Annotated in this window: 22 protein-coding genes; 13 read left to right on the top strand and 9 right to left on the bottom strand. The window is 63.7% G+C overall.

Going from position 1 to position 20,312, the window contains the following annotated elements:
- The first annotated feature begins 34 nt into the window (after window positions 1–34).
- Window positions 35–1,270: a glycosyltransferase family 4 protein gene (locus FIU81_RS14380; protein WP_124110391.1), complete on the top strand. Its 1,236-nt coding sequence runs from the start codon at window positions 35–37 to the stop codon at window positions 1,268–1,270.
- Here the strand turns inward: FIU81_RS14380 and FIU81_RS14375 are convergent.
- A complete protein-coding gene (locus tag FIU81_RS14375; RefSeq protein ID WP_124110392.1) occupies window positions 1,267–1,743 on the bottom strand; it encodes a DUF3576 domain-containing protein in 477 nt (158 codons plus the stop codon). The genes FIU81_RS14380 and FIU81_RS14375 overlap by 4 nt on opposite strands.
- Window positions 1,744–2,024: 281 nt before the next feature.
- Here FIU81_RS14375 and FIU81_RS14370 point away from each other — a divergent pair, with 281 nt between their 5' ends.
- The 3 genes from FIU81_RS14370 (at window position 2,025) to FIU81_RS14360 (ending at window position 4,326) form a co-directional block, all read left to right on the top strand.
- Window positions 2,025–2,279 carry a hypothetical protein gene (locus FIU81_RS14370; protein ID WP_124110393.1) on the top strand — a complete coding sequence of 85 codons (255 nt, stop codon included), beginning with the start codon at window positions 2,025–2,027 and terminating at the stop codon, window positions 2,277–2,279.
- A gap of 243 nt (window positions 2,280–2,522) precedes the next feature.
- A complete protein-coding gene (locus tag FIU81_RS14365) occupies window positions 2,523–3,593 on the top strand; it encodes a porin (RefSeq protein ID WP_172971484.1) in 1,071 nt (356 codons plus the stop codon).
- A gap of 85 nt (window positions 3,594–3,678) precedes the next feature.
- Window positions 3,679–4,326 carry a YggS family pyridoxal phosphate-dependent enzyme gene (locus FIU81_RS14360; RefSeq protein WP_124110395.1) on the top strand — a complete coding sequence of 216 codons (648 nt, stop codon included), beginning with the start codon at window positions 3,679–3,681 and terminating at the stop codon, window positions 4,324–4,326.
- Here FIU81_RS14360 and FIU81_RS14355 read toward each other — a convergent pair.
- Together FIU81_RS14355 and ribA are read right to left on the bottom strand one after the other, a co-directional pair.
- Window positions 4,323–4,814 carry a L,D-transpeptidase family protein gene (locus FIU81_RS14355; RefSeq protein WP_124110396.1) on the bottom strand — a complete coding sequence of 164 codons (492 nt, stop codon included), beginning with the start codon at window positions 4,812–4,814 and terminating at the stop codon, window positions 4,323–4,325. The two genes, FIU81_RS14360 and FIU81_RS14355, sit on opposite strands and share 4 nt — an antisense overlap.
- On the bottom strand, window positions 4,811–5,881 hold the full coding sequence (gene ribA / locus FIU81_RS14350) for a GTP cyclohydrolase II (RefSeq protein WP_124110774.1): 1,071 nt from the start codon (window positions 5,879–5,881) through the stop codon (window positions 4,811–4,813). Before ribA ends, FIU81_RS14355 begins: the two co-directional genes overlap by 4 nt.
- A gap of 141 nt (window positions 5,882–6,022) precedes the next feature.
- On the opposite strand from ribA, the gene FIU81_RS14345 reads away from it, so the two are divergent.
- Window positions 6,023–6,709 carry a response regulator transcription factor gene (locus FIU81_RS14345; RefSeq protein WP_124110397.1) on the top strand — a complete coding sequence of 229 codons (687 nt, stop codon included), beginning with the start codon at window positions 6,023–6,025 and terminating at the stop codon, window positions 6,707–6,709.
- Window positions 6,710–6,757: 48 nt separating this feature from the next.
- Here FIU81_RS14345 and FIU81_RS14340 read toward each other — a convergent pair whose 3' ends face one another.
- Window positions 6,758–7,264 (bottom strand): hypothetical protein, encoded by a 507-nt coding sequence (locus FIU81_RS14340; RefSeq protein ID WP_124110398.1) that lies wholly within the window; start codon window positions 7,262–7,264, stop codon window positions 6,758–6,760.
- Window positions 7,265–7,371: 107 nt separating this feature from the next.
- Between FIU81_RS14340 and FIU81_RS14335 the strand changes: the two genes are divergently transcribed.
- From FIU81_RS14335 to FIU81_RS14320, 4 genes are read left to right on the top strand one after another with little or no spacing between them, the layout of a single operon-like run.
- Window positions 7,372–8,163, top strand: a complete 792-nt coding sequence (locus FIU81_RS14335) for an exodeoxyribonuclease III (protein WP_124110399.1) — start codon at window positions 7,372–7,374, stop codon at window positions 8,161–8,163.
- Between the two features lie 55 nt (window positions 8,164–8,218).
- The gene (trxA, locus tag FIU81_RS14330) at window positions 8,219–9,136 is read left to right on the top strand and encodes a thioredoxin (RefSeq protein ID WP_124110400.1); all 918 of its coding nucleotides are present in this window, start codon (window positions 8,219–8,221) and stop codon (window positions 9,134–9,136) included.
- Between the two features lie 27 nt (window positions 9,137–9,163).
- Window positions 9,164–9,802, top strand: coding sequence for an LON peptidase substrate-binding domain-containing protein (locus tag FIU81_RS14325; RefSeq protein ID WP_124110401.1), 639 nt, complete (start codon window positions 9,164–9,166; stop codon window positions 9,800–9,802).
- Complete coding sequence (locus FIU81_RS14320) at window positions 9,799–9,972, top strand: Trm112 family protein (RefSeq protein WP_124110402.1); 174 nt, start codon at window positions 9,799–9,801, stop codon at window positions 9,970–9,972. The genes FIU81_RS14325 and FIU81_RS14320 overlap by 4 nt, the downstream gene beginning before the upstream one ends.
- Here FIU81_RS14320 and FIU81_RS14315 read toward each other — a convergent pair.
- On the bottom strand, window positions 9,969–11,213 hold the full coding sequence (locus FIU81_RS14315) for an FAD-dependent monooxygenase (RefSeq protein WP_124110403.1): 1,245 nt from the start codon (window positions 11,211–11,213) through the stop codon (window positions 9,969–9,971). The two genes, FIU81_RS14320 and FIU81_RS14315, sit on opposite strands and share 4 nt — an antisense overlap.
- A gap of 24 nt (window positions 11,214–11,237) precedes the next feature.
- Here FIU81_RS14315 and FIU81_RS14310 point away from each other — a divergent pair, with 24 nt between their 5' ends.
- From FIU81_RS14310 to FIU81_RS14300, 3 genes are all read left to right on the top strand, one after another.
- A complete protein-coding gene (locus FIU81_RS14310; protein WP_124110404.1) occupies window positions 11,238–12,560 on the top strand; it encodes an amidase in 1,323 nt (440 codons plus the stop codon).
- A 119-nt stretch (window positions 12,561–12,679) separates the two neighbouring features.
- Window positions 12,680–13,849, top strand: coding sequence for an aminotransferase class I/II-fold pyridoxal phosphate-dependent enzyme (locus FIU81_RS14305; RefSeq protein ID WP_124110405.1), 1,170 nt, complete (start codon window positions 12,680–12,682; stop codon window positions 13,847–13,849).
- 10 nt (window positions 13,850–13,859) lie between these two features.
- Window positions 13,860–16,697 (top strand): DNA translocase FtsK, encoded by a 2,838-nt coding sequence (locus tag FIU81_RS14300; protein WP_124110406.1) that lies wholly within the window; start codon window positions 13,860–13,862, stop codon window positions 16,695–16,697.
- Window positions 16,698–16,703: 6 nt separating this feature from the next.
- On the opposite strand, the gene FIU81_RS14295 is transcribed toward FIU81_RS14300, so the two are convergent.
- Window positions 16,704–17,360, bottom strand: a complete 657-nt coding sequence (locus FIU81_RS14295) for a hypothetical protein (protein WP_124110407.1) — start codon at window positions 17,358–17,360, stop codon at window positions 16,704–16,706.
- A 102-nt stretch (window positions 17,361–17,462) separates the two neighbouring features.
- A complete protein-coding gene (dps, locus tag FIU81_RS14290; protein WP_124110408.1) occupies window positions 17,463–17,951 on the bottom strand; it encodes a DNA starvation/stationary phase protection protein Dps in 489 nt (162 codons plus the stop codon).
- Window positions 17,952–18,122: 171 nt separating this feature from the next.
- Here dps and FIU81_RS14285 point away from each other — a divergent pair, with 171 nt between their 5' ends.
- Window positions 18,123–18,734 (top strand): LolA family protein, encoded by a 612-nt coding sequence (locus tag FIU81_RS14285; protein ID WP_124110409.1) that lies wholly within the window; start codon window positions 18,123–18,125, stop codon window positions 18,732–18,734.
- A 3-nt stretch (window positions 18,735–18,737) separates the two neighbouring features.
- Here FIU81_RS14285 and FIU81_RS14280 read toward each other — a convergent pair whose 3' ends face one another.
- Complete coding sequence (locus FIU81_RS14280; protein ID WP_124110410.1) at window positions 18,738–19,325, bottom strand: lytic transglycosylase; 588 nt, start codon at window positions 19,323–19,325, stop codon at window positions 18,738–18,740.
- Window positions 19,326–19,395: 70 nt separating this feature from the next.
- The gene (locus tag FIU81_RS14275; protein WP_124110411.1) at window positions 19,396–20,277 is read right to left on the bottom strand and encodes an AEC family transporter; all 882 of its coding nucleotides are present in this window, start codon (window positions 20,275–20,277) and stop codon (window positions 19,396–19,398) included.
- Window positions 20,278–20,312 lie beyond the last annotated feature (35 nt).

Below are 20,312 nucleotides of genomic sequence, written 5' to 3'. Positions count from 1 at the left end.
CATCACGCGTCCAAAACAGATTACCGAGCATGCGATGAACATTCTTTTCCTACACCAGAACTTTCCGGGTCAATTCGCACATCTGGCCCCGGCGCTGGCGCAGGCGGGGCACCGGGTTGTCGCGCTGACAAGCCGGGTCGAAAAATCGATCAAGTGGCGCGGGGTCGAGGTGATCGCCTATAAGTACGACGCGCCGAAGAATCACGTGTTGCATCCGTGGGTGAACACGCTGAACCGCGCGGCGGATCGCGGAGCCATCGTTTATCGTGCGTGCATGGCGCTGAAGGACCGTGGTTTGTCGCCCGATGTCATCGTCGCGCATTCAGGCTGGGGAGAGGCGATGTACCTGCGGCACGTCTGGCCCGACGCACGGATCGGTGTGTTCTGCGAGTTCTACTATCGTGAAAGCGGCGCGGACATTGGCTTCGACCAAGAGTTCGACAGTGCGACAGAGCTTGGGCGCGGGCCGCGTGTCGAAATGAAGAACCTTGCCATGCGCTTGCAACTGGAAGCCGCCGATGCCGGAATCGCGCCGACCTTTTGGCAGGCGGACGGCCATCCCGACGCCTTGCGCGACAAGATCAGCGTCGTGTTCGATGGCATCGACACCGATACGATCAAGCCCGACCCCGTGGCCCGGCTGGAACTGGAGGGCCATCCCCCCTTCGCCGCCGGGGATGAAATCGTGACCTTCGTAAACCGCAATCTGGAGCCGTATCGCGGCTTCCACGTATTCATGCGCGCGCTGCCTGATCTGCTGAAGCGGCGGCCCAATGCGCAGGTCGTGCTCGTCGGCGAAGATGGCGTCAGTTACGGCAGTGCGCCGAAAGAGGGCGGCACCTGGAAGCAGAAGATGCTGGCCGAGGTGGGGGATCAAATCTCCGACGCCGACTGGGACAGGGTGCACTTCACGGGTCGAATCGGGCGCGAGGATTTCACCAAGCTGCTGCAGGTCAGCATGGTGCACGTCTATCTGACGTATCCGTTCGTCCTGTCATGGTCGTTGATGGAAGCGATGAGTGCCGGGTGCGCCATTGTCGCCAGCGACACCGCTCCGGTGCGCGAAGCGATCACGGATGGCGAAAACGGGCTGATGTTCGACTTCTTCGACAAGGAGGCGCTGGTCGACTGCGTCGAAGAGCTGATCGAAGACCCGGAGCTGCGCGGTGATCTTGGGGCCGCGGCGCGCGCACGGGTGCTGCGCGACTACGACCTCAAGCGGGTGTGCCTGCCCGCGCAGTTCCAGTGGATCGAAGAACTGGCCGGTTAAAGCGCGTCGTCGCCCAGGCGCAATTGGCGGGCGCGGGTCAGGATCGCATCCTCGATGGCCTGGCTGGTGGCGCGGGTGACGGGACCACTACGGGTGGCCATGGCAACATTCAGCGACCGGGCGTCCAAAGCGGGGTCCTGCACGAAGACGGTTGCGCGGTAGGATTGCCCACCACCCGGCGGGGTGCCGTAGCCATAGACCAGCACGCCAGAGAACGGATCGGCGGTTTCCAGCGGCAGGAAGTCCAGAACCTCTTGCGCGGCGGTCCAGATATACTTGTTCACCTCGACAGTGCGGTTCGGGTCATCGACGTTCAGGAACAGGTCGAAGATGGTCGACCGCTCTTCGTTCACGCCCAGAGCATTCGCGCGGGCCTCGCGCTGCGCAAGGTTGCCCTCACGGTTTCCGCAGCCTGCCACGATCGCGACCGCCGCAAGCGCCGCGACGATCCTCAAAGGGGTCGATCCCTGCATGACGCCGTCCTCTATATAACAATGTCTCTGCGTGACTAACCGAGTGATTTGCATCGGGCAAGGAACCAAATCCCGGCAGGCGGGTTGATTGAACAGGCATCAGAGGGCCCAACGTGGAAAGTTCGTGTCTTGGAACTTTTTTTGGGCCACATACGTGACTGTATGTAGTTACGATTTAGATGCGAGTTTACAGGGTCCGGCTTCGGCCGGTTCACGCCCGAGTGTGCATAGCCGCCCCGATCCGTCGGGGCACAACAGAACGAAGTAAAAGGACTACTCTTATGAAGCGTATCATCACCCTCGCCGCCGCCACTCTCGTCGCTGCTCCGGCCGCTTTCGCCGCCGCGCACATGACCGAAGAGATGACGATGGTTCAGTCGAAGTTCGCCGAAGCCGTTGCCGATTGTGACTACGAAGTCGACGACGAGCAGATCATGGACCTGACCATGGCGCAGGTCGCTGGCGTTCTTTTGACCGCCGGTTCCGCCGATGAGTCGGAAAAGTGTGACCAGATCGACGCCCTGCTGAACGACTAATCGTGGTGACATGATCGGCTCTCTTGCCGATTGTTCTGAAACGGTCGCCTTCGGGCGGCCGTTTTTCGTGGCGGTGCCAGCATCTGTTGCCCGCAATGGGCGGTGTGACATAGCTGCACCATCTGAAAAGACCTGATCCCCGACTGATCGCTGCGCATTGAGTCGTTCCACCAAAAAGCGCAATCAGCATCCGTACCCACGAGGCAAACCTCTTGGGGCCGATTTTAGATCATGAGGGAAAACATGAAAAATCTTCTTCTCGCCTCCACGGCTCTGGTCGCCTCGACGGCCTTCGCAATGGCCGACGTGGACATCTCTGGTTCCGCCGAAATGGGTGTGTTCGGTGTAAACGCCGACGATGACATCGATGACGGTGACCTGCAGTTCCACACCGACATCAACGTCGTCTTCACCATGGCCGGTGAAACCGATGCCGGCCTGACCTTCGGTGCCGAGGTTGAACTGTCCGACGTTGACGGTCCCGGCGTCGGCGCGACCGACGACGACTCTGACGATGGCGGCGCTGTCATCTTCGTTTCCGGCGTCTACGGCACGCTGACCATGGGCGACACCGACGGCGCGCTGGACTTCGCTCTTCAGGAAGCCATCATCGGCTCCTCCATCGCCGATGACCACGAGCACGTTGGTTACAACGGCAACGCCGGCCTCGACGGCATCTACGACGGTCAGGTCGCGCGTTACGACTACACCTTCGGTGATTTCTCCTTCGCCGTGTCCGCCGAGATCCAAGATGAAGGTATCCGCGGTGCGGCTCTGGGCGTCGATGGTGAAGTCGACGGAACCGTGTTCGGTCTGGACGTCGATGGAGTCGATGTTGATGGTGATCCGGCCCTGGGCGTCGGCATGCGTTACTCCGGCAGCTTCGCTGGCTTCGATTTCGGCGCTGGTATTGGCTACCAGCAGGCCGACTTGCGTTTCAGCGACGGCGTAGACTCGGCGGATTTTGATGTCGACATCTTCGGCATCAGCCTCGACACCACCGTCGCGGGCTTTCAGGTTATCCTGAACTACTCCGAGCTGAACGGCGAAGCCAACGATGGCACCAACGACGTCGATTTCGACGCCGATCACTTTGGTATCGCAGTAGGCTATACCTTCGGCGAAATCCTGGTCGCCGCCAACTACGGCATCTACGACTTCGACGACGGTGGCGAAGACGAAGGCTTCGGTCTGGTCGCCAACTACGACCTGGGTGGCGGTGCCGCTCTGGAGTTCGGCTACGGCTACAACGATCCCGATGGTGACGACAACGACTTCGACACCTACTCCTTCGGTATCTCGATGGACTTCTAATTCCTCGCGGATTGGATGACGGATCGGGCGGCTCTTTACAGAGCCGCCCTTTTCTTTTGCGCAGCCCTCGGCCAGAACGCGTGCCATGGGACTGACCGATATACAGACGCGAATCGCTACCGCCGCCACGGCCTGTGGGCGTGATCCCGGTGACGTGACGCTGATCGCCGTGTCGAAAAAGCAGCCGGACGCGCGTGTCGCAGCCGTGCTGGACGAAGGGCATCGCAGTTTTGGCGAGAACCGCGTGCAGGAAGCCGACGGCAAATGGCCAGGCTTCCGCGACACATACGGCGCCTGCGACCTGCACCTGATCGGCCCGCTACAAACCAACAAGACCCGCGCCGCGATGGAGCTGTTCGACGCGATCCACGTGCTCGACCGCCCCAAGCTGGCGACCACCATCGCCCGGCTGGCGCAGGAAATGGGCAAGTGCCCCGATCTGTTCGTTCAAGTGAACACCGGCGAAGAGGATCAGAAGGCCGGTGTGATGCCCGCCGACGCGGATGCATTCGTCACGACCTGCCGCGATCTGGACCTTCCGATTCGGGGGCTGATGTGCATCCCGCCGGTGGACGAAGAGCCTGCGCTGCACTTCGCCCTGCTCGCCAAGATCGCGGAGCGCAACGGCCTGACCGGCCTGTCCATGGGCATGAGCGGTGACTTCGAGACGGCCGTGCGACTGGGCGCGACCCATGTCCGCGTCGGCTCTGCTATCTTTGGCGAACGCCCCTAGACGATCAGTCGCGTTTCGAACCCGATGCGTTGGGCGACCCACAGCAGGTCGCGCGGGTCCATCGCGATGCAGCCTTCCGTTGGATAGCCACGTCGCCGCCAGCGGTGAATGAATATCGCCGAGCCACGACCCGGCACAGCCATGGGCCAGTTCCAATCCGTCAGGATCACCAGATCATACAGAGGATCGGCACGCCGCAGGGATTCGTGCGAGAACCGCGACGGGGCTATGGCCATTGTGTTGTAGGCCGGGTCGCTGGGATCGTCGGACCAGATGTCGCGCGGGTGGATCGGCACTGCCCAATCCGTCGGGCGGGCGATCCGGTCAGGCCGATACAGCATCCCGACGATGCGATGCACGCCCGTTGGCGTCGCGCCGTCGCCCTCTGCTTTGCGGTCCGTCACCCCGCCGCGTCCAATCGTGCAGGGAATGCACCGACCGGCAAAGCGCAGGCCGGTGGGCGTCAGCACCATGTCACGAACGCTCATTCCAGGTGACCCGAGCGATCTGCTTTCACCCGCAGGTAATCGCGGTTGTGCTGGCTCTGGCCGACCCACAGCGGCACACGCTCTGCCACATGGATGCCTTCCACCTGCAGCCGCGCCAGCTTGCGGGGGTTGTTCGTCATCAGCCGCACGCTGCCGATCCCGAGATGGCGCAGCATCGCCGCCCCGACGCTGAAGTCACGCTCATCATCGTCGAAGCCCAGCCGGTGGTTCGCCTCGACCGTGTCGAACCCCTGATCCTGAAGAGCGTAGGCGCGCATCTTGTTGGCCAACCCGATGCCGCGCCCCTCTTGGTTCAGATAGAGAAGAACGCCGCCGCCCTGTGCGGCCATCCCCTCCATCGCCGCGTGCAGTTGCGGACCGCAGTCGCATTTCAGAGAGCCCAACACGTCGCCCGTGAAGCACGCCGAGTGCAGGCGCGTCAGGACCGGGGCTGCGCGGTCGGGGCGGCCGATTTCCAGCGCGTAATGCTCCGGCCCCGTGTCACCGGGGCGGTAGACGTGCAGAACGGTGTCTTCGGCCACAGCCAAGGGCAGGCGCGCGGCCACCACGTCGATGGGGCGTTGTTGTGGAGTGGCGGTCAGATCGGCCACGTCGATCTGCGTCAGGTCGGGGTGCGCGTGCAAGGCCGGCCGAAGGATGACCGCGGGCAGAATGCGTGCCGACTTCGCCAGCGCCAGCCCGGCCCGCGCGATGGATGCGTCACCTTCACGGCTGGCGCGGAACGGTCCCTTCATCGGTGTCGCCAAGTCGTCGACGGGGTCGATCAGTGCTTTCAACGCGGCTTGATCGGTGTCAGGGGCCAACACGATACGGGCGAGATCGTCATCGTACACGCGAATTTTTAGCGTTTCCGCTCGCCACTGCGTCAGCGCCAGTTCGGCGGTCCCGTCCTGCACCATCCATGCCAGCCGTTGAGGAGACAAAGCCTCTGCCGCCGCGACCAGCATCCGCTGCGGGCCGTTCGTCATGATTATCGGCAACCCCATCGCCAGATCGGTCCGGGCGCGGGTGCGACGTTCGTGGGGCAGGGGGGCTAAAGCGTCCATCGGCAACGGGATAGGCACAGGATGCAGGAAAGTGAAATAAAACCGCCCGTGCGGCCACGCATCCGTGAGCGATTGTCGCATCGGTTGTGCAGAGTGAACCACGATCACATCTGCGCGTTGTCGGACCAAGGAGATTCGAACATGAGCACGTTGAAGAAAATACTATTGGTCGATGACGACGACGATCTGCGCGAGGCGTTGAGCGAACAACTGGTCATGACAGAGGATTTCGACGTGTTCGAGGCCGATTCAGCCGCGCACGCGATGGATAAGGTCAAAGAGGGCCTGTTCGATCTGGTGATCCTCGACGTAGGTCTGCCTGACGCGGACGGGCGTGAGTTGTGCAAACTGATGCGCAAGCAAGGCGTGAAGTGCCCGGTGCTGATGTTGACGGGTCATGACAGCGATTCCGACACGATCCTTGGATTGGACGCGGGTGCGAACGATTACGTGACCAAGCCGTTCAAGTTCCCCGTTCTTCTGGCCCGCATCCGCGCGCAACTGCGCCAGCATGAGCAGTCCGAAGACGCGGTGTTCCAGCTTGGGCCGTATTCGTTCCGTCCCGCGCAAAAGATGCTGCTGGACGAGGCCGACAAGAAGATCCGGCTGACCGAGAAGGAAACGAATATCCTCAAGTTCCTCTACCGCGCGCCTGACGGTGTCGTGCCGCGCGATGTGCTGCTGCATGAGGTTTGGGGATATAACGCGGGCGTCACGACCCACACGTTGGAGACGCACATCTACCGCTTGCGTCAGAAGATTGAGCCCGATCCGTCGAATGCGCGGCTGCTGGTTACCGAGACCGGCGGCTACCGTCTGTCGATGTAAGGAAGGGGCCCGCGGGCCCCTTTTTCGTGTCGCATCGTCGCGGCCCGATCAGTCCTCGGCGCGGATGACGGTCGCTTGAAGGTCAGCGGACATGGTCACGCCCGCTGGCGACACGACAGAGACGTTCTCTTCGGTTTGGGCCATGGTGACGCGAATGTTTGCCGTGACCAACAGGCTTTCGCCCTGAACCTCCAAATTGTTCAGCGACAGGTCTATCGCATCGTCCGTCGCGGTCAGCGGATCGTCTCCGCGTGTCAGGGTCACAGTGCCTTCGGTCATTTCCGGCATTCGCGTGGCGGTCTGGGCGGTGAACTCAATCAGTAGCCGGTTCTCGTCGGACATGGGGCTGTCGGCGGGGTAGGCGTCCAGCGTTACCTGGATGCCGTCTTCGGTGTCACTCCAGCCGGTCTGTGCGTCCTCTCCATCCATCACGACGAATGACACTTGGCGTCCGTCAAGGATGCCATCGATCGAGCCGACGGTTTCCTGTGCCATGGCGGTCGATGATAAAAGAGCCGCGGCAAGGGCGACGGCAGGGGCGAAGGTTCGGGTCATATCGGTCTCCGGTTGGTTTGGCGGACCAACGGGTGAGGCCCTCCCGCGTTCCGGTGACATCGGGTCGCGTGCCCGTTAGAGAGGCCGCGCACCACAGGAGAACGCCGTTGCCTTTCACGATCTGCACCTGGAACATCAACTCGGTCCGTTTGCGCGCCGGCCTGGTCGAACGTCTGTTGGCCGAGGACGCGCCCGACGTGCTGTGCCTGCAAGAGTGCAAGTCGCCGGTGGACAAGCTGCCCTCGTTCGAGGCGCTGGGCTACGGCCATTGCATCGCACGCGGGCAGAAGGGCTACAACGGCGTTGCGATCCTGTCGAAGGTGCCTTTGCGCGAAGTGTCAGCATTGGATCATGCCGATCTGGGTCACGCGCGGCACGTGTCGGCGGCCCTGCCGAATGGCGTCGTGATCCACAATTATTACGTCCCTGCGGGCGGTGATGTGCCGGACCGCGAGGTGAACGAGAAGTTCGGGCAGAAGCTGGATTACCTGACCGACATGCGCGACGCCTTCCGCGCCGAGGTCCCCGAACGCAGCATCCTTGTGGGCGATCTTAACATCGCCCCGCGTGAGGATGACGTTTGGGACCACAAGAAGCTGCTGAAGATCGTCAGCCATACGCCGGTCGAGATTGCCGCGCTGGGAGAGGCGCAAGAGGCTGGTGGTTGGGTCGATGTGACCCGCGCCGACATCCCGGAAGGTAAACTGTATTCGTGGTGGTCCTACCGCGCCAAGGATTGGGACGCCGCCGACAAGGGACGCCGCCTCGATCACCTGTGGGCCACACCGGATATCGCCGGGGCCGCGTATGGCAGCCGGGTTCGACGTGATGCCCGTGGGTGGGAAAAGCCGTCGGACCACGCACCGGTCTTTGCCACCTTCGACCTGCCATTGGCTTGAGAACCCGGGCAGACCGCCCATCTAAAGCAGGAACACGGATACGAGAGGACCACCCATGCTCGAACTCGGCGGCAGCCAGCCCGCAGCGGACACCGATCTGATCAAGGACACGACAGAAGCCACCTTCATGGCCGACGTGGTCGAGGCCAGCCAGGAGGTGCCCGTCATCGTCGATTTCTGGGCGCCGTGGTGCGGCCCGTGCAAAACGCTTGGCCCGATGCTGGAAGACGCCGTGCGCGCCGCGAAAGGCGCGGTGAAGATGGTGAAGGTCGATGTGGACAAGGCGCAGCAGATCGCGGCGCAACTGCAGATCCAGTCCATCCCGACGGTCTACGCATTCTACAAAGGCCAGCCGATCGACGGCTTTCAGGGCGTGCAGCCCCAGTCCGAGATCAAGGCCTTCGTCGATCGCCTGATCGCCCAATCGGGGGGCGAGGCAGAGGGCGACGGTCTAGGCGAGGCCGTCGCCGCCGCCGATGAGATGCTGGAGTCCGGTGCCGCCAGCGACGCCGCGCAGATCTACGCGGGCATCCTGGGCGAAGAGCCGAACCACCCGGCCGCCTACGCCGGTCTCGTGCGCGCGCACATTGCCATGGGCGATCTGGAGCAGGCGGAAGCGATCCTGAACGGGGCCGATGTGTCCATCGCCAAAGCCCCCGAACTGGAAGCCGCGCACGCACAACTGGAACTGGCCAAGCAAGCCGCGAACGCTGGCCCGGTGGACGATCTGCGCGCGCAGGTCGACGCCGATCCGGCGAACCATCAAGCTCGGTTCGATCTGGCTCAGGCTTTGTACGCCACCGGCCAGACCGAAGAGGCGGTCGACGAATTGCTGGAACTGTTCCGCCGCGACCGCGACTGGAACGAAGACGCCGCGCGCACGCAGCTCTTCACCATTTTCGAAGCGCTGCCGCCGCAGGATCCGATTGCGTTGAAAGGTCGCCGTCGATTGTCTTCGTTGATATTTGCCTGATGCGGGTAGCGGCCTACGTCGCCTGACATGCTGAACACCGCAGACTTGCCTTCGGAAATCCCGGTCTTCCCGCTTCCCGGCGCATTGCTGCTGCCGCGTGGAAGACTTCCCCTGCACATATTCGAGCCGCGCTATCTGGCGATGATCGAAGACTGCATGAAAACGGAAGCGCGGCTGATCGGCATGATCCAGCCGCGTGAGACGCCGGGCGGCGAGGCGCGGCTACACTCTATCGGCTGTGCAGGCCGTCTGACCGGCATGAGCGAAACCGAAGACGGGCGCTACATGGTCACGTTGTCCGGTGTGTCGCGTTTCCGTATCCGCGAAGAGGTCGAAGGCTTCACACCCTACCGCAAATGCGCGGTGTCTTGGGACGGTTTCCAGCGCGACCTGGGCCGCCCGGAAAAAGACGAAGGCTTCGACCGTACTCGTTTCCTGACACTGCTGAACCGTTACTTCGACGCGGAAGAGTTGAAGACGGATTGGGAGTCGCTGTCAGATGCAGAAGATGAGTTGCTTATTAACGCGCTGTCTATGCTATGCCCGTTCGAGCCAGAGGATAAACAGGCGCTTCTCGAAGCGCCCGACCTGACGACCCGGCGCGAGACGCTGGTGACGTTGATCGAATTCGCCCTCGCAGGCGGTGGAGAGGAACGACTTCAATGACCGAAGTGAATCGCAAAGCGTTGGAGTCGCTCGTGTGCCCCGAGACGCATGCCGTGCTGTCCTACGATGCCGAGCGGCAGGAACTGGTGTCGAAGGCCGCGCATCTGGCCTACCCGATCCGCGACGGCATTCCGATCATGCTGGTCGATGAGGCGCGCAAGCTGGACTAGGGGCGCTGGCCCTGTAGCAGCTTGGGGCGGTCGCCGGTCAGTCCCGCCGCTTCGCGTATGAATGTGCGGCGCAGACCGGGCAGGCGTTGAACGGCGGCCAGACCCAAGTCACGCGCGGCGCGCAAGAGCGGGTTGTCGTTCGAGAACAGACGGTTGAACCCATCCGTCGCCACGGCCAGTGCCGTCACATCGAACCGACGCCATTGCTCGTATCGTTGCAGAACGTCGACCCGCCCGATGTCTTCACCGCGTCGGCGCGCGTCGATCAGAACTTCTGCCAGCGCCGCCACATCCTTCAACCCTGCGTTCAATCCTTGTCCCGCGATGGGGTGAACCGCGTGCGCCGCATCGCCCACCAGCGCCACGCGGGGTGCGGCGAAGCGGTTGGCGATGGACAGGCCAAGCGGGTAGGTGAACCGCTTGCCGGACAGAGCGATCTCGCCCAGGAAATCACCGAAGCGGGGACGCAGAAGATCCAGATAGGCGTTGTCGTCCAGATCGGTCAGCGCCCGCGCGCGGTCACGCTTTTCGGTCCAGACGATAGAGGATCGGTTGCCAGCCAGCGGTAGGATCGCCAGCGGCCCTTCCGGCATGAAGAACTGGTGCGCGACGCCGTTGTGCGGCTGCTCATGTTCGATGGCGGCGACCAAAGCGGCTTGGCCGTACTCCCACCCCGTGCGCCGGATGCCCGCGCGTTTCGCGATGCCAGAGGTCTTGCCATCGCAGGCGATCAGAACGCGGACCGACACGGTATCTCCGTTCGACAGAAGGGCGTCGATCCTGTCGTCGGCCTCGGTTTGGGCGGTCACTCCGGCCTCGATCACCGTCACATCGCCAAGCGCATCCAGTAGGGCCGGGCGCAGGTGGCGATCCTCGACCATATGGCCCATGGGGCCTTCCTCGATCTCGGTATGGTCGAAATGCAAGGTGAGGGGCGACGGGCCTTCGCCAACGCGCCCGTCAGAGATGCGGATATCAAGGATCGGCCCGGCGGTGTCGGCCAGCGCCTCCCACAGTCCCAGCGCGCGCAGCAGGTTCCGAGAGCCGACCGATAGCGCGTAGCTGCGCCCGTCGAAGCCCTGCGCGCCACGCTCTGTCGCGGGGCGGGGGTCTGCAAGCGCGACGGACAGGCCCGACTGGGACAGGGCGATGGCAAGTGCGGTGCCGGTCAGGCCACCGCCGCCGATAAGGACATCGTAGGTCATGGGGTGGACTATGGGACGCGCGCTGCCATTGTCCATCGTGGGCAGGCAAAGAGGTGTGCGATGGATTGGCTCAGGGTGAGCGCTTCGGAACTGGGACGCGGCATCGGCGCGGGCCAGATCGACCCCGTGGAGCTGTGCGAGGCGCATCTGGACGCCATCGCGGACCACGACCTGTCTGACCGGATCTACGCCCGCACCACGCCGGATCGCGCGCGCGCCGAGGCTATGGCCGCCGCTGGGCGCGCTCGGAATGGCGTGCGGCGCGAACTTCTGGATGGGGTGCCGGTGTCGTGGAAAGACCTGTTCGACAGTGCAGGCGTCGCGACCGAAGCGGGCAGCCGGCTGCTGGAGGGTCGCGTGCCGGAGGCCGACGCGGCGGTGCTGGCGCGTGGTTCGCGCGCGGGCCTCGTGTGTCTGGGCAAAACGCACATGAGCGAGCTGGCGTTCTCTGGCCTTGGGCTGAACCCCATGACCGGCACGCCGCCTTGTGTGAACGATGCGGACGCGGTGTCGGGCGGCTCGTCCTCTGGTGCGGCCACATCGGTCGCGTTCGGGCTGGCGGCGGGGGCTATCGGGTCGGACACGGGCGGATCGGTGCGGGTGCCCGCGGCGTGGAACGATTTAGTGGGTCTGAAGACCACCAGTGGCGTGCTGCCCCTGGATGGCGTCGTGCCCCTTGCGCCGCGCTTCGATACGGTCGGGCCACTGGCGCGCTCTGTCGAGGATGCGGCGCTGCTGTTCGCGGCGCTGGGCGGCGGTGCGTGCGATCTGCGGGGCGTCAGCCTGTCTGGCACACGGCTGATGGTGCTGGAGACAAGCGCGCTTGACGATCTGGAAGGCCCCATCGGCGATGCGTTCGACCGTGCGGTGCGCAAGCTGGAGTCTGCGGGGGCGACGATTGTCCGCCGCAAGGTGCCCGCCGTGGCGAAGGCGATGCCGCTGTCCGCAACCCTCTTCGCCGCCGAGGCCTACGGCCACTGGCGCGACACCATCGAGGCCGCGCCCGACAAGATGTTTGCCCCGGTGAGAGAGCGGTTCCGGGGCGGCGCGGATGTCAGCGCGCCGGACTACGTTGCCGCTTGGGTGCGGCTAGAGGCGCTGCGCCACGACTATGCGGCGGACACCGCGGGCTTCGATGCTGTCCTGCTGCCAACCTGCCCGATGCTGCCACCGAAGCGGGCGCGGCTTGAGACGGACGCCGAATTCTATGCCGAGCGGAACCTTAAGACCCTGCGCAACACCCGGATCGGCAACCTGATGGGCCTTCCGGGGCTGACGCTGCCGACCGATACGCCGTCGGTCGGGCTGCTGCTGCAAACGCCGTCGCGCACGGAAGGGCGATTGTTGCGCTTGGGGCGTGCTGCCGAATCGGCGCTGGCGTAAAAGACACAGGCAAGCCCCCAAGCCCGCGATGCGACATGGCAATTTCTGGACGCGCACGCCGGACACAGGCTAGGATCGACGCAAATGGGGCGTCAGACCCCGACCCGTGAGGCACAGCAATGCAGTTTCCAAGCCGGTTCTCGGCCCTGCCGGACTATGCGTTTCCGCGTTTGCGGGCGCTGCTCGACCCGCATGACGCGGGCGGTCCTGTGCTGCACATGTCCATCGGAGAGCCGCGCCACGATCCGCCCGCCTTCGTGTCCCAGATACTGACCGAAAGCGCCGCCGATTTCGGGCGCTATCCCCCGAACCATGGCCACGCCGATTTGCAGGACGCCATCGCCGAATGGGTGGCCCGTCGCTATCGTGTGACCGTCGACGCCCGCACGCAGGTGCTGCCCTTGAACGGCACCCGAGAGGGGCTGTTCAACACCGCCGTCGCGTTGTGCCCGGAAGACGCACCCGTCATCCTGACGCCCAACCCGTTCTACCAGGTCTATGCCGTTGCCGCGCTTGCGATGGGCGCGCAGCCTGTCTACGTGCCCGCGACGGCGCAGAGCGGGTTCCTGCCGGATTACACCGCGCTGGACGCCAAGACGCTGGATCGCACTGCCATCGCCTACATCTGCTCACCCTCGAACCCGCAGGGCGCGGTGGCGACGGAAGATTATTGGCGCGACCTGATCGCGCTGGCCGAAAAGCATGATTTCCGCATCTTTGCCGACGAATGCTATTCGGAAATCTACCGCGATACCCCGCCGCCGGGCGCGTTGCAGGTGGCGCATTCCATGGGCGCGGACCCCGAGCGGATCGTGATTTTCCACTCGCTGTCCAAGCGCTCGAACCTGCCGGGGTTGCGATCCGGTTTTGCCGTCGCTGGCCCGAAAAGCATGGCGCGGATGAAGCAGTTGCGCGACTACGCGGGCGCGCCGCTGCCCGGCCCGATCCAGACGGCCAGCGCGGCAGTATGGCGGGACGAGGATCATGTCGTCGCGTCCCGTCGCCGCTACGTCGCGAAGTACGACATGGTGGATGCGGTGTTCGACGGCATCGACGGTTGCGCGGCGCCAGAGGCCGGGTTCTTCCTGTGGCTGCCGGTGGACGACGCCGAAGCCGCCACGCTGAAGCTGTGGCAGGAGACCGGCGTGCGGGTGCTGCCGGGCAATTATCTAAGCCGCGATGTCGGCGGCGCGAACCCCGGTGCGGGATACATCCGGGCGGCATTGGTCGCCCACGAAGACGAACTGCAGAGCGGGCTGATCAAGCTGCGCGACTGTCTTTATGCGTAAGAGGAACGGTATGGCTTATCAGACGCGCGGGCGTGACCCCCTGTTCGACAGCGACACCCAGGCGATCCTGGAGCGGCGTGGCAAGGAGTTGTTCGGCATCGCCCTGATCGGAGCGGGGCTGGTGCTGGCACTGATGCTGGGCACCTATGTTCCGGGCGATCCATCTTGGCTGACCGCGACCACCGATCCCGCGCGCAACATCTTCGGGCGGATGGGTGCGTCCGTTGCCGGACCAGCGATCATCATCGCGGGGCTGGCGTCTTGGGGTGTGGTCGCGTCCTTCATGGTCTGGGGCGGCCGCTTTCTGTTCCACATGGGCGCGGAACGGGCTGTCTCGCGCGCCGTTTTCGTACCCATCGGCGTGGCCCTGCTGGCGATCTACCTGTCCACCCACACGCCCGGCGCAGGCTGGGAGCAGAGCTTCGGGCTTGGCGGCTTGTTCGGCGACACAGCGCTCGGCACGCTCTTCGGCCTGTTCGGTGTCGATGGCGCATTCGGCCTGAAGATGACGGCGCTGTTCATCATGGTTCTCACCGTTGCGGTGGGTGGCTTCGTGCTGGGCTTCACAAAGCATGAGGTGAAGACCATCGTGAACTGGCTGCTGGCGGGAACGATTTTCACCTACGCCGGTATCGTGGCGGTTCTTGGCCTTGGCCAGCGCGGTGTCGCGCGCGGTGTCAGCAGTGGTGCGCGCCTCGCGGCGGAACGGCTGGAGGCGGCGCGTGTCGCCCGCGCCGAACGCTCTCTGTCGCCCGAGCCGGAGATGCCCGCCATGCCGAAGCGCCCGGTGCTTCGCGCCACACCGATCCCCGCGCCAGAGCCGGATTGGGACGAGATCGAGGATGCTTACGAGTACGAAGAGCCGCAGGGCTTCCTGTCGCGCCTTGGCGACAAGCTGGGCCTGACCGCGCAGGATGAGCCGGAATACCTGCCCGAAGTCGACATGCCCGACCAATACGCCAGCGGTGAGCGCATCAAGGGCAAGATCAGCGACGCCATCCGCAGCCGTGCGCGCGCACAACCGATGCTGACCGCCGGTCCGCGGATCGAACCGCAGGTCAAGCGCCGTCATCCCAAGGGACCGCAGCCGATCATCCTGCCGAAAGCGCCGGTCATGGCCGACACCGCCATCGAAGAGGATGAGGTGTTCGAGGCCGAGCCGATGACCGCAGCGCCGGTCGAATACGATGCGCAGTCTGCACCCGCTTTCGCCCCGCAGGTCGTGCGCGAAGCCCCGAAGCCGAAGGTGCAGCATGTTCAGAAAAAGCCCCTGCGCCCGTCCACCCGCGCGAAGGAAGAAGCGCAGCCCTCGCTGTCGTTCGAGGACCGCCATTCGGACTACGAGCATCCGCCGCTGAACCTGCTGGCCGACCCTTCTGGTGTGGAGCGTCACGTTCTGTCCGACGAGGCGCTGGAAGAGAACGCGCGGATGCTGGAAACGGTGCTGGACGACTACGGCGTTAAGGGCGAAATCGTCAGCGTCCGCCCCGGCCCCGTCGTCACCATGTACGAGCTGGAGCCTGCGCCGGGCCTGAAGGCATCCCGCGTGATCGGCCTGTCAGACGATATCGCGCGCTCGATGTCCGCCCTGTCCGCGCGTGTCTCTACCGTGCCGGGCCGCAGCGTCATCGGCATCGAATTGCCCAATGAAAAGCGCGAGATGTGCGTACTGCGTGAGATCCTTTCTGACCGCGACTTCGGTGACGGCAACCACCAGCTGCCATTGGCGCTGGGCAAGGATATCGGCGGCGATCCCGTCATCGCCAATCTGGCCAAGATGCCCCACCTTCTGATCGCGGGTACGACCGGTTCGGGTAAGTCCGTGGCGATCAACACGATGATCCTGTCACTGCTCTACAAGCTGACGCCGGAAGAGTGCCGGATGATCATGATCGACCCCAAGATGCTGGAACTGTCCGTCTATGACGGCATCCCGCACCTGCTGTCGCCCGTCGTCACCGATCCCAAGAAGGCCGTCGTCGCGCTGAAGTGGGTCGTCGGAGAGATGGAGGACCGCTACCGCAAGATGTCCAAGATGGGCGTGCGCAACATCGACGGCTTCAATGGCCGGGTGAAGGACGCGCTGGCCAAGGGTGAGCTGTTCGAGCGCACTGTCCAGACCGGCTTCGATGAGGACACCGGAGAGCCGATCTTCGAAACCGAAGAGACGGTGCCTGAAATCCTGCCCTACATCGTCGTCGTCGTGGACGAGATGGCCGACCTGATGATGGTCGCGGGCAAGGAGATCGAAGCCTGCATTCAGCGCTTGGCGCAGATGGCGCGGGCGTCCGGCATCCACCTGATCATGGCCACGCAGCGTCCATCCGTCGACGTCATCACCGGTACGATCAAGGCGAACTTCCCGACGCGGATCTCGTTCAGCGTGACCAGCAAGATCGACAGCCGCACCATTCTGGGCGAGCAGGGGGCCGAGCAGCTGCTGGGCATGGGCGATATGCTGTACATGGCCGGTGGATCGAAGATCACCCGCGTCCACGGCCCGTTCTGTTCGGACGAGGAGGTCGAGGAAATCGTGACCTACCTCAAGTCCTTCGGCCCGCCCGACTACAAGTCCGGCGTCGTGGAAGGCCCGGAGGACGGCAAGGAGTCCGACATCGACGCCGTGCTGGGCCTGGGTGGCAACACCAACGGCGAGGACGCGCAGTACGACGAGGCGGTGCAGATCGTCGCGCGGGATCGCAAGTGTTCGACCAGCTACATCCAGCGCAAGCTGGGCATCGGCTACAACAAGGCCGCGAAGCTGGTGGAGCAGATGGAAGAAGAAGGTGTCGTGTCCTCGGCCAACCATGTGGGCAAGCGCGAGGTGCTGGTGCCAGAGGTTCAGTAAGCAGGCCTATTCGGCAGGTTGCATGGCGTCGTCGCTTACGCGCGCATCCTGCCGATCCTTCTTGCGGGTCATTGCAAGCATGAACAGAACCGGGATCAGAAGCTCCAACATCTCTTCAAGCGTTCCGGCTCCTGCGGACACTTGATCGCTGACGTCGATGTTCAGGGGCGAGAGCTTCCGTGCAAGCCCATCGATCGACTTGCTGAAGGCCGCAATGCCGATCGCCGCTAACAGCAGGATGGCCCAACGCGACCCCGTGCGCAGCGCGGCCGCAAAAGGTGCGGCACGGTAGCGGATCAGGGTGAATAGCGTGCAGACCAGCAGCGCCCATAGGCCGACCGCAAGTCCCTTTTCCCACAGAAGAGTGTCGGCGCTGAAGATATTGGTGCTCAACAGGCCTTCACTGGTAAAGCGTTTGTCGGCATCGAACTCTCGCAGAGCCATCAGGCCAAGGACGACGGGCACTGGCCAGAACGTCTGCTTGCCGGATCGCAGCAGGTACACCGCCAGCGCGGCCAGATATCCCACCATAGACATCGTCTCGACGCTGCCATTCTCTCTGGTCAGGTTTGCGGTGTCGGCGAGGCGGGTCCAGTCCGTCAGAACAACGATGGAAGCCACAATGATGTAAAGCGGGATAATCGAACGCGATGAGAGCAACATGCCGCCGCTGATGATGAAAGTCGGCGGGATGGTCCAGCGTCCGTTACAAAATTGTTACCTGGCCCGAGGGCCAGGTAGGATGACTTTTCGGCAACCGGCCGATCAGGATGCGGGAACGGGAGAGTTTGCGCCGATGAACCACGCGTCCTTGTCGATCTGACGCGAGACTTCGGTGAACAGGTCTTCCACGTCGTCCTCGCCCATCTCGCCAGCTTCGCCGATGGCCGCGCGGACCTTTTCGCCCACATCCAGGAACCGCTCTTTCAGCGCTTCGACGTGGATCTGAAGCTCTTTCTCTTCGACCGGATAGGCGGCCATGGTGGTCTGCTCGGCCACGACCTCGGTGGTGCCCCGGGCGATGCCACCCAGGATCACGGCACGCTCTGCGATCAGGTCAGAGGATTCGCGCAGGCGGTCGGCCACGTCATCCAACAACTCGTGCACACCGATGAAACCGGCGCCCCGCAGGTTCCAGTGCGCCTGCTTCACGGCCATGGCCAGCGAGATAACGTCCGCGAGGCGGGCGTTCAGCAGATCAATGGTTTTGGTGCGGGTGTTGTCGTTCAGGCCTTTGACGAATGCTTCTGGCATGGGAAATCTCCTCGTACGTAATTTCACGGGCGGCGATCCGCCCTTCGACCACTCAAGCGTCCCGCGCAGCGCCCGGTTCCATCCTGCGACACGGCGTCGTTATGCGATGACTTTTGGTGTGCGCGAGGTCCGGGCCTATATCAGTCCCAGCACACAAGACGGAGATTCCCGATGCTCACCCGCCGCACCATGCTTGCAGGAACTGCCGCGACCCTTGGTCTGGCCGCGATGCCCGCCCAAGCCGCGCCGATACCGCTGGCGCAATTGTCGCAATATTTGAACAGCCTGACGACCGCGCAGGCCGGGTTCACCCAGATCAACAACGACGGTACGATTTCGACCGGTACGCTGTATATCAACCGTCCCGGCCGGATGCGTTTCGACTACAACCCGCCCGAGCAGATGCTGGTGATGGCAGGTGGCGGACAGGTTGCCGTGTTCGACGCCAAATCCAACTCGCGCCGGCCGGAGCAATATCCGCTGAGCGAGACGCCGCTGTCGATCATCCTTGAGCAGAACGTGAACCTTGGCCGCGCGGGCATGGTGCAGGGCCACCGCCAAGACGGCAACAAGACCATCGTGACCGCGCAGGACCCCCAGCGCCCGCAGTATGGTTCGCTGGAGATGGTGTTCACGGGCGATCCGGTGCAGCTGCGCCAGTGGGTCGTGATCGACGGTCAGGGCAATCGCACAACCACCGCGCTGGGCGATCTGCAGCGTGTCGGTGGACTGCCGGCCAGCTACTTCTCGATTCCGACCGAGATCAACTCTCGCGGGGGCTGATCCCTACAGACGATTGCAGGCGCGCAGCTGTGCCTCGTAGCGCACGGCGCGCGCCTGCACCCGGTCCGACACCGTCAGCAGCCAAGGCTTCGCGTTGTAGCTGCCGCGCGCGAAACCTGTCCGGCCTTCGTGGTAGGCCAGATACTGGTTCTTCGCGTCGCCCTTGGAGATCCCAAGACGCTGCGTCGTCGCGTCCATGTACCACCCCATGAAATCCGTCGCGTCGTCGATATCGTCCCGCTTTGCACGGCGGCGGCGTTGGTCATCCTTGTACTCTTCCCACGTGCCGTCCAACGCCTGGCTGTAGCCATAAGCGCTGCTTTGGCGGCCCATCGGAATGATCCCAAGCGAGAAGCGCAGCGGCGTGCGCGCATTGCCGATGAACTTACTCTCCTGATGAATCGTCGCCATCTGAACGGGCACAGGGATGCCCCACTTGTTCTGCGTGCGGCGCATCGCGCGCAGGTACTGCGGACGCTCGTCGACGATGTCGCAGGCGTTATCCAGATTGCGGGGGGCGGTTGCCTGACGTTCGCCGCCACAGGACGCGACGAGAAGCAACAGCGCCAGGGCGCGGATGGCTTTGTTCATGGGACTGCTCAATGTCGTTTGTTTGTTTTGCAGAAAGCGTAACAGCAAATCCCGATTTCGCAAAGCGCGACTACATCACCCAAGCAAGGATCAGCGGCAGATACAGAACTGAAGCCAGCGTCGAGACCACCACAAGGCTGGCGACGGATTGCGCGTCGGCCCCGTATTTCGTGGCCAGAAGGTAGGATGTAACGGCGACTGGCGTCGCCACCTGAATGACGAGGGCGGCGAAAGCGACGGGCGGAAGTTCGAAATAGCGACCAACTGCCGCGGCGATGGCGGTGCACGCGGCCGCCTTCAGAACCGACAGGATTGCGGGCCGCCCGAAGCTTTGCGGTGTCAGCCGCGCGACGGCGACGCCTAGGGTGATCAGCATCAAGGGGATCGCCAGCTGGCCGATCAGCGATAGGGTGTTCGTCAGGAAAACGGGCGTCTGCCAGCCTTGCCACAGGAACAGCGCGCCCAGCAGCGTTCCGGCGACCATCGGTTCCTTGATGACGCGAACCAGTGAGCCACCCCCAGACACGATCCAGACGCCTGCGGTGAAGGAATAGATCGCCATGACGGCGAAAACGACGACGGCATAGCCCAAACCTTCGTCCCCGAAGGCGAATAATGCCAGCGGAAGCCCAAGATTGCCGGTATTCCCGAAGATCAGTGGCGCAAGATAAGTTCGGATCTCCAGCCGGAACAGCAACGCCACCGCCAGCATCGCGACGGTCACGGCGGCATAGGCCACAACGGCGGCCACTGACACGACGGTCAGCGCCGCAGGGTCGATTTCAGTGTTCATCAGCGACACGAAGATCAGGCAGGGCACGCCTAGGGTCATCGACATGCGGGTGACGAACTCGATCTCGTAGGCCAGCCCCATACGCACCCAAACGAAGCCGATGGCCGCCAACAGGAAGACGGGGGCGACGACCTCGCCCACTGTGAGGACAAGGTTCACAGAGTGTTTCCTACGGTTGTCATGGACACGGCCTT

The organism is Palleronia sp. THAF1, assembly GCF_009363795.1.
Lineage (GTDB): Bacteria > Pseudomonadota > Alphaproteobacteria > Rhodobacterales > Rhodobacteraceae > Palleronia.
Note: the sequence above shows the minus strand (reverse complement) of the source record. Positions and strands in the feature narration are given on the sequence as shown.

Excerpts from the sequence above, each read along its gene's own strand:
- ribA (WP_124110774.1), bottom strand. The coding sequence starts at position 5,881 with ATGGACGCTTTAGCCCCCCTGCCCCACGAACGTCGCACCCGCGCCCGG.
- FIU81_RS14325 (WP_124110401.1), top strand. The coding sequence starts at position 9,164 with ATGCTGAACACCGCAGACTTGCCTTCGGAAATCCCGGTCTTCCCGCTT.
- FIU81_RS14315 (WP_124110403.1), bottom strand. The coding sequence starts at position 11,213 with ATGGACAATGGCAGCGCGCGTCCCATAGTCCACCCCATGACCTACGAT.
- dps (WP_124110408.1), bottom strand. The coding sequence starts at position 17,951 with ATGCCAGAAGCATTCGTCAAAGGCCTGAACGACAACACCCGCACCAAA.
- FIU81_RS14310 (WP_124110404.1), top strand. The coding sequence starts at position 11,238 with ATGGATTGGCTCAGGGTGAGCGCTTCGGAACTGGGACGCGGCATCGGC.
- FIU81_RS14370 (WP_124110393.1), top strand. The coding sequence starts at position 2,025 with ATGAAGCGTATCATCACCCTCGCCGCCGCCACTCTCGTCGCTGCTCCG.
- FIU81_RS14340 (WP_124110398.1), bottom strand. The coding sequence starts at position 7,264 with ATGACCCGAACCTTCGCCCCTGCCGTCGCCCTTGCCGCGGCTCTTTTA.
- FIU81_RS14320 (WP_124110402.1), top strand. The coding sequence starts at position 9,799 with ATGACCGAAGTGAATCGCAAAGCGTTGGAGTCGCTCGTGTGCCCCGAG.
- FIU81_RS14365 (WP_172971484.1), top strand. The coding sequence starts at position 2,523 with ATGAAAAATCTTCTTCTCGCCTCCACGGCTCTGGTCGCCTCGACGGCC.
- FIU81_RS14345 (WP_124110397.1), top strand. The coding sequence starts at position 6,023 with ATGAGCACGTTGAAGAAAATACTATTGGTCGATGACGACGACGATCTG.
- trxA (WP_124110400.1), top strand. The coding sequence starts at position 8,219 with ATGCTCGAACTCGGCGGCAGCCAGCCCGCAGCGGACACCGATCTGATC.
- FIU81_RS14360 (WP_124110395.1), top strand. The coding sequence starts at position 3,679 with ATGGGACTGACCGATATACAGACGCGAATCGCTACCGCCGCCACGGCC.
- FIU81_RS14305 (WP_124110405.1), top strand. The coding sequence starts at position 12,680 with ATGCAGTTTCCAAGCCGGTTCTCGGCCCTGCCGGACTATGCGTTTCCG.
- FIU81_RS14280 (WP_124110410.1), bottom strand. The coding sequence starts at position 19,325 with ATGAACAAAGCCATCCGCGCCCTGGCGCTGTTGCTTCTCGTCGCGTCC.
- FIU81_RS14380 (WP_124110391.1), top strand. The coding sequence starts at position 35 with ATGAACATTCTTTTCCTACACCAGAACTTTCCGGGTCAATTCGCACAT.
- FIU81_RS14355 (WP_124110396.1), bottom strand. The coding sequence starts at position 4,814 with ATGAGCGTTCGTGACATGGTGCTGACGCCCACCGGCCTGCGCTTTGCC.
- FIU81_RS14295 (WP_124110407.1), bottom strand. The coding sequence starts at position 17,360 with ATGTTGCTCTCATCGCGTTCGATTATCCCGCTTTACATCATTGTGGCT.
- FIU81_RS14285 (WP_124110409.1), top strand. The coding sequence starts at position 18,123 with ATGCTCACCCGCCGCACCATGCTTGCAGGAACTGCCGCGACCCTTGGT.
- FIU81_RS14300 (WP_124110406.1), top strand. The coding sequence starts at position 13,860 with ATGGCTTATCAGACGCGCGGGCGTGACCCCCTGTTCGACAGCGACACC.
- FIU81_RS14375 (WP_124110392.1), bottom strand. The coding sequence starts at position 1,743 with ATGCAGGGATCGACCCCTTTGAGGATCGTCGCGGCGCTTGCGGCGGTC.